The sequence below is a fragment of the Marinobacter sp. genome, assembly GCF_041690455.1.
Lineage (GTDB): Bacteria > Pseudomonadota > Gammaproteobacteria > Pseudomonadales > Oleiphilaceae > Marinobacter.
Window position 1 is genome coordinate 1 of sequence record NZ_JAWLHI010000114.1, and the last position, 6,759, is coordinate 6,759.

The window sequence follows — 6,759 nt, forward strand, 5'->3', positions numbered from 1 at the left end:
AGTGACGGGGGCACGGTCAGCGAATGCGGCATACTCGGAGGGCTGACCTCCGAGCTCGACAAACTGGACATGGCCAGTGACCACAACCACGTACCTGGTACCCACGGCCAGGGCCACAGCTGACGATTTCCAGGGACCCGACTCCGGGGATTGACCCTGTAGCTGCTACAGGGTTTTTACTATAGGCAACTGACCACAGGAGGACATCATGGCCTGCAGTTGCTCGGCTCCCGAACCCAAATCCCCCGCCCCCGGCTTCCGCAAGGCTCTCTGGATCGCCCTGTGGGTGAACCTTGCAATGTTCCTGGTGGAGGGTATTGCCAGCATCCAGTCCGGCTCGGTCTCATTGATGGCCGATGCCATCGACTTCTTTGGCGACAGTGCCAACTACATCCTTTCCCTGAGCGTCCTGTCGATGGGCATGCTCTGGCGCGGCCGGGCCGCCATGATCAAGGGTCTCACCATGGCCACCTTTGGCCTTGCAGTCTGGGCCCGGGCCATCTGGGTAGCCCAGAGCGGAATCACGCCGGAACCGCTGACCATGGGCGCCGTGGGTCTGCTGGCGCTGGCAGCCAATGTGAGTGTCGCCGTCATGCTGTTCCGCTTCCGGGAGGGGGACTCGGACATGCGCTCCGTGTGGCTGTGCAGCCGTAACGATGCCATCGGCAACCTGGCGGTGATGGGCGCTGCCCTCGGCGTCTTTGGCACCGGAACGGCATGGCCGGACCTGATCGTGGCGGCCATCATGGGCACCCTCGCTCTCACCTCCGGCATCGGCGTGGTGCGCCATGCCCGCAAGGATATCGCCGAGGCCCGGGCCTTCAGCGTGAAACCCGCCACCAGCAATTCATCAAACGGCGGCCACTAGAACGCGAGGGAAATCATCACCGGAATGAACGCCAGGGCGAACAGGGTGGTCAGCAGTACCGTACCCGCCGCCTGGCGTGGCGCGGTATCCAGGAGGGTCGCAATCACGACCGTATTGGCCGCGATCGGCGTGATGGAGATCAGGAACATGGCCTGGTGCACGGCCGTGTCGTAGATGCCCAGGATGTTGGCGTCCAGCCACCAGAACAGAACCGCCACCAGCGGCCAGACCACAAACTTGCCGAAGAAGGCCAGGCCGGTGAAGCGGATATTACCGGCCAGCCCCCGGAACGAGGTAATGCTCATACCAATGATCATCATGCCCAGGATGCTGTAAGCGCCGCGCAGGTTGTCGAACAGGGGCACAAAGATGTCCGGGATACGGTAACCGGCCAGGTTGAGCGCCACCGCCGCCAGAAAGGCATACACCGATGGCAGCTTTACTACCCGCCACAGTGAATCCTTGAGGTCGTAGCGGCCCCTTGCTGCCAGATAGAACCCCACCGAATTCTCGAACAGCGTGGTGCCGAGCATGCATACGATATACAGCCCCAGCCCCTCTTCCCCGAACAGCAGCAGAGCCACCGGCACCCCGAAATAACCGGTATTACCGGAGCCCACACACAGAGGAATGATGCTGGCGCTACCGTCGGTGATCACCCGCCTTGCCAGTTTCAGCTGGACTATCCCCAGAACCGACGAGATCGCAAAGACCAGAAACGGGAGCAGGACGACCTCCGGTGACAGCGGCGCCGCCATGACTCCCGAGAACACCACCGACGGGGTCACGATGTAAAGCATGATCCCGGCGATATGTTTGCCACTGGCCTCCAGGTAGCGACCGGCAACCCAGCCCAGGGCAACCGTGACATACAGGGGGATCAGCTTCAGGAATAACGCCAGCGCAGCGGCCATTGAAGACTCCGGACAAGAGGTTTGAAGGTCGTCAGCGGGCGAAGTCTATCACCTCCCCATCTACAGGTAACTCTGCTGTGCGGGAGTGGTTTACTTTGTCTCGGCTGATAAGGTAAAAGCCCTGCCTTATAAGGATGCCCTCCGACAGAAACCCGAATCCTTATCGACTCAGTAAAAAAGCCTTAATGATTTAAGTCATTTCAAAAGATGCTTTTCTGATACCATAATTGACCCATAGTCCAATCGGGGTCAGAACCATGAACAGCATCTTCAGGCCAGACGCCTCCTCCGCCCCCTGCATGCTGGGCGAAAACAACCCTGACATCATTCAGCAGGACAGCGCGCCCGCCGAGGTCGCCCTGCTTAACGGCCTCTGCCGCGTGTTCGGTATCCGTCTGGGTGACGACCAGCACAGCCCGGAGGCAAGGTTTCTCGGTGATCTGACCCGCCTGTTCCATCAGCAACGGATCGATGCAGAAACCAACCTGGAAAAACACGATTCCCCCTGGGCGAATGTCTATCTCATCCAGTACGGCATCCTGAGGCTGTTCCGGGAAGCACCCAGCGGCAAGGTTGCGGTACACCACTTTTTCTCCGAGGGTGACCTGGTATGGCCGGTGTTTGGCCGCAGCCGCACGGTGCGCAATACCCTGTGCCTGACCTCCAGCACACCGGCCACGCTCTGGGTCGCGGACTTTGCCGCGTTCCGATCTGCCATCCAGTCCCACGGCGATGGCCTGTGGCCCCGCTTTGCCCTGGCGCTGACCGAAGAACTGGCGGAGCTGACCAGCATGAGGGAGTTCCGCAAACACACCATGCCGGCGAGTGAACGCTACAAGCTGTTGCTGGAAGAGTACCCGGAGCTGGTTCGACGGGTGCCGGACAACCAGCTGGCGTCCTGGGTGGGGGTGGTGCCGGCAACATTCTCGCGGCTGAAAACCGGTGCCGCTGACAGGGCCGCTAGCTGATTCAGCACAAAAAAGGGCAGCCAGGAACCCTGACTGCCCAAAACCGCTCAACGCTTTGCAGAGCAATATCGATTAACCGTGAAGCTTCACCGCCAGTTCAGCCACATGCTTGCCCTGGAAACGGGCAATGGCGATTTCCTTTTCGCTCGGCTGACGTGAACCGTCTCCGCCGGCGATGGTGGTCGCACCATAGGGGGTGCCACCGTTGGTCTCCGAAATGTCGAAAAACTCCGGAATACCATAGCCCAGTGGCACGATGACCATGCCGTGGTGGGCCAGGGTGGTCCAGAAGGAGGTAATGGTCTGTTCCTGGCCGCCGCCGGTGCCGGTGGAGGCGAATACGCTTGCCACCTTGCCGTGCAGTTTGCCTTCGACCCACAGACCACCGGTCTGATCCAGGAAGTTGCGCATCTGGCCGGACATGTTGCCAAAGCGGGTCGGCGTGCCGAAGATGATGGCGTCGTAGTTGGCCAGTTCCTGTGGATCGGCAACCGCGGCTTCCTGGTCCGCCTTACCACCAGCATTCAGGAAGGCCTGCTCCGGCATGGTTTCCGGCACCCGCTTGATCACCACGTCCGCGCCTTCAACACTGCGCGCACCCTCGGCCACGGTTTCTGCCATGGTTTCAATGTGACCGTACATGGAATGGTAAAGAACAAGAACTTTCGCCATCGGTAACCTCCCGTTGTTTCAATATATACGGAAGGTTACTGCCAGCTGGATGACCATGAAACCGGAAGTTTTCCGATGCCTTGTTCAGTTTTTCTGAACATGGTCACGGAATGTTCACCCGGAACCATTGCGTACACGTGTACGCAATGTTCACCCGGAACCATTGCGTACACGTGTACGCTGAAGTACCTTAGACCCATGGCTAATCCGGAATCCCCAGCAATGACCCAGACACAACAGACCGTTGACTCCATTCACCATCGCATCGAGGAGTGGCTGAACAGCGCCACCCATGGCATCGGTGCCCTGCTCAGCGTGATCGGCACCGTGGCGCTGATTGCCGGCGCAAGCCAGTCGGGCGATGCCTGGAAAATCGTCAGCTTCAGTATCTTCGGGGCGTCCCTGATTCTCCTGTACCTGGCCTCGGCGCTCTATCACGGCGCCCGGCGACCGGAGCTGAAGCGAGCCTTCAAAACCCTGGATCACTGCGCCATCTTCCTGCTGATCGCCGGCACCTACACACCGTTCCTTCTGGTAAACATGCGGGGGACCGTGGGCTGGACCCTGTTTGCGGTGATCTGGTCACTGGCACTGACCGGGGTAATTCTCAAGGTCATCTTCAAGAACCGATTCAAGCTGGCACGGGTAGGAATCTACATTGCCATGGGCTGGCTGATCACCTTTGCCTCATCGGACCTGGTGGCCAGTCTGAGTGAAACCGCACTGAACCTCACCATCGCCGGCGGCATTGTCTACACCGCCGGCGTGGCGTTTTATCTGGCGGACCGCATCCCCTACATGCATGCGGTCTGGCACCTGTTCGTGATCGGCGGCAGCGCCTGTCACTTCAGCGCGATCTATTACGGCGTTCTGCCTTACACGGCCTGATCAGAACGCCCAGACCATCGCCATCAGCACACCCCAGGCCAGCAGGGACGCGGCCATAATGGTGTAGGTGGCCGACATCATTTCGACGTCGTTGTCCTTACGGTCACAGATAGAACGCAACCCCTGATATACCAACGCGCAGGACAGGAACAGCCCCGCAAACACCGCTACCACGCTTACCGCCAGCGCCGGCACCAGCAACGCCAATGACGACAGCCACAGGGGCAGCGGCGCGATGGCGGCCAGGAGATAGGCATCCTGGTAACTGACTTCAAGTTTGTGGCTCTCTAGCACGGCGTGGATCAGCCACCCCATGACGAAGAACGTGAGCAGCTCCGCCAGGAACAGGATCGTGGTGATGAAACGCCATTCCTTACCACCGAAGCCCTGAATAAAGCTGTCCCCGTACTGGGTGCCGGCGTAATAGAGCAGGACCGGCGGGAGGAATGACATGGGTACCACCACGACCCAGGCCAGGAAAGGAATGGAGAGCTTCAGGCGCCGCAGTTCCGACCAGGCGCCATTGCCGGAGAATGGCAGACGGGCAAGTTGTGTCATATTCATAATGCACCTTTACAGATCAGCCTCCGATACTTTTAACTGTTAGCCCTGCACCACCCAACGGTCAAGGACAGCAGATGACCTCGGACAAGTCCGCCCGCCCCGCTAAAAATATTCATGCGTTCTGGCTGTTCTTTCCGGCTGCTGCCATTCTTGCTGCCCTGGCTGTGCCCCTTTCCATTCACGGGGTCTTATCCGGCACCGGCTGGCCACCCGGCCTGCTTGCAGCAGGCCACGGTCATGAACTGATCTTCGGCTTTGCTTTGGCACTGATTGCCGGATATACACTCGGACCCCAGCCTCGCCGGGTACTGGCCACCCTGTTCACCCTCTGGCTACTGGCACGAATCTCCTGGCTGCTGGCTCCGGACAGCTGGCCCGCTCAATTGCTGAGCCCCGCCTTTGCCCTGCTGCTGGCCCGTTACGTGGTGCCCCGGTTCAACGCTGCCAAGAAATGGCGTAACAAGATAGCCGGCCCCCTGATCCTGGTGCTGTGCCTGATGGCGCCCTTTTTCTGGCTCGTAGGGGTGGTCAGTACCGAAAGTCTGATTCCGGGCCGGACCCGACTCCTTCAATCCGCGGTTCTGGGCTTGCTGCTGTTAATGACCTTTATGGGCGGACGGATCATTGCCCCGGCGGTTGCCGGCACCCTGGAAAAGAAAGGTATTCCCCTTGAGGCCCGAGTCCAGCCGAGAATCGAAGGGGCGCTGATTGTGCTACTGATCGTGGCCATGGGCCTCGCCTTGAGGGAAGTTACCGAGCAGTTGGCCGGCGCGGTACTCTTGCCCGCAGCTTTTCTGATTACTGTCAGGGTCCTCCGATGGCGCCTGTGGCATTGCCCGGAGCGCCCGGACCTGCTGGTGTTTGCGACCGGCTATCTCTGGCTTGCCGCAGGCGCCGCGGTGACCGGCACCCATCTGCTCGCCGGCATCCCCGCAATCCCGGCCCTGCACCTGATTACGGTGGGAGCCCTGGGCACGCTGTCCGCCAACGTAATGCTGCGGCTGGCCTGGCAGCGGGCCTCGCGCAGCCCGCCACCGGGCTGGCAACCCATCAGCCTGGCCGCCTTGTTCGGGCTGTCCGCGGTTTTCCGCTACCTCACCGGCCCCACGCCCTTCACCAGCCCCGGCTGGCTGTGGCTGTCTGCCGGGCTATGGAGCGCGACCTATCTCGGGGTCGCCCTGCAGCTTCTGACCCTCTACCGGCCCGCTCACAACCGTCGGAAATGATTGGCTACCCCTTCTGCGCCAGGGTCTTCGCAGGCTACCACTTTGGAAATATCACTCTTGCAAACACTTGTTTTTAAAGACCTTTAACAGGCTATTGAGACAGCGAAACCAAGCCAAGAGTTGCGATCACAATTCGATAAACCGTTTCCTTGATGAATATCAAGAATGGTTCTGCCACTTGATTTGCACAATGACACCAAACCCAAAGAACCACGGGGTTCCGTGGTGCCAGGGCAGTAAATCAAGGAGCAGAAAATGGCCAAAACCAACGCAGACATCGAACACTGGGATGTCGAGAGTGAAGAGTTCTGGGAGCGGGAGGGCAAGCGCGTTGCCAGCCGTAACCTGTGGATCTCCATCCCCAGCCTGTTGATGGGCTTCGCCATCTGGCTGATGTGGGGCATGATCACCACCCAGATGAAGAACCTGGGCTTCCCGTTCACGGTGGACCAGCTGTTCACCCTGACCGCGATTGCCGGTCTCTCCGGCGCCACCCTGCGGATTCCGGCTTCGTTCATAATCAAGATTGCCGGCGGCCGCAATACGGTCTTCCTGACCACGGCACTGCTGATGCTGCCGGCGCTGGGCACCGGCATCGCCCTGATGAACCCGGATACACCGTTTATCGTGTTCCAGGCCCTGGCACTGCTCTCCGATAT

7 protein-coding genes and 1 pseudogene are annotated in these 6,759 nt (G+C 59.9%); 5 read left to right on the forward strand and 3 right to left on the reverse strand.

The window, feature by feature from the left end; translation table 11 throughout:
* Nucleotides 1-208 precede the first annotated feature (208 nt).
* Nucleotides 209-868, forward strand: a complete 660-nt coding sequence (locus ACESMW_RS17995) for a cation transporter (protein WP_372988356.1) — start codon at nucleotides 209-211, stop codon at nucleotides 866-868.
* Here ACESMW_RS17995 and ACESMW_RS18000 read toward each other — a convergent pair.
* Nucleotides 865-1,782 carry an AEC family transporter gene (locus tag ACESMW_RS18000; RefSeq protein ID WP_372988357.1) on the reverse strand — a complete coding sequence of 306 codons (918 nt, stop codon included), beginning with the start codon at nucleotides 1,780-1,782 and terminating at the stop codon, nucleotides 865-867. The two genes, ACESMW_RS17995 and ACESMW_RS18000, sit on opposite strands and share 4 nt — an antisense overlap.
* Before the next feature lie 257 nt (nucleotides 1,783-2,039).
* Between ACESMW_RS18000 and ACESMW_RS18005 the strand changes: the two genes are divergently transcribed.
* Nucleotides 2,040-2,750 carry a Crp/Fnr family transcriptional regulator gene (locus tag ACESMW_RS18005; RefSeq protein WP_372988358.1) on the forward strand — a complete coding sequence of 237 codons (711 nt, stop codon included), beginning with the start codon at nucleotides 2,040-2,042 and terminating at the stop codon, nucleotides 2,748-2,750.
* Nucleotides 2,751-2,822: 72 nt separating this feature from the next.
* Here ACESMW_RS18005 and wrbA read toward each other — a convergent pair whose 3' ends face one another.
* Nucleotides 2,823-3,422 carry an NAD(P)H:quinone oxidoreductase gene (wrbA, locus tag ACESMW_RS18010; protein ID WP_372988359.1) on the reverse strand — a complete coding sequence of 200 codons (600 nt, stop codon included), beginning with the start codon at nucleotides 3,420-3,422 and terminating at the stop codon, nucleotides 2,823-2,825.
* Nucleotides 3,423-3,644: 222 nt separating this feature from the next.
* Here wrbA and trhA point away from each other — a divergent pair, with 222 nt between their 5' ends.
* Nucleotides 3,645-4,310, forward strand: a complete 666-nt coding sequence (trhA, locus tag ACESMW_RS18015) for a PAQR family membrane homeostasis protein TrhA (protein WP_372988360.1) — start codon at nucleotides 3,645-3,647, stop codon at nucleotides 4,308-4,310.
* Here trhA and ACESMW_RS18020 read toward each other — a convergent pair whose 3' ends face one another.
* Nucleotides 4,311-4,868, reverse strand: coding sequence for a Yip1 family protein (locus ACESMW_RS18020; RefSeq protein WP_372988361.1), 558 nt, complete (start codon nucleotides 4,866-4,868; stop codon nucleotides 4,311-4,313).
* Between the two features lie 80 nt (nucleotides 4,869-4,948).
* Here ACESMW_RS18020 and ACESMW_RS18025 point away from each other — a divergent pair, with 80 nt between their 5' ends.
* Nucleotides 4,949-6,100, forward strand: a complete 1,152-nt coding sequence (locus tag ACESMW_RS18025; protein ID WP_372988362.1) for an NnrS family protein — start codon at nucleotides 4,949-4,951, stop codon at nucleotides 6,098-6,100.
* A gap of 255 nt (nucleotides 6,101-6,355) precedes the next feature.
* Nucleotides 6,356-6,759: pseudogene (locus ACESMW_RS18030) on the forward strand (antiporter); the annotation flags it as partial.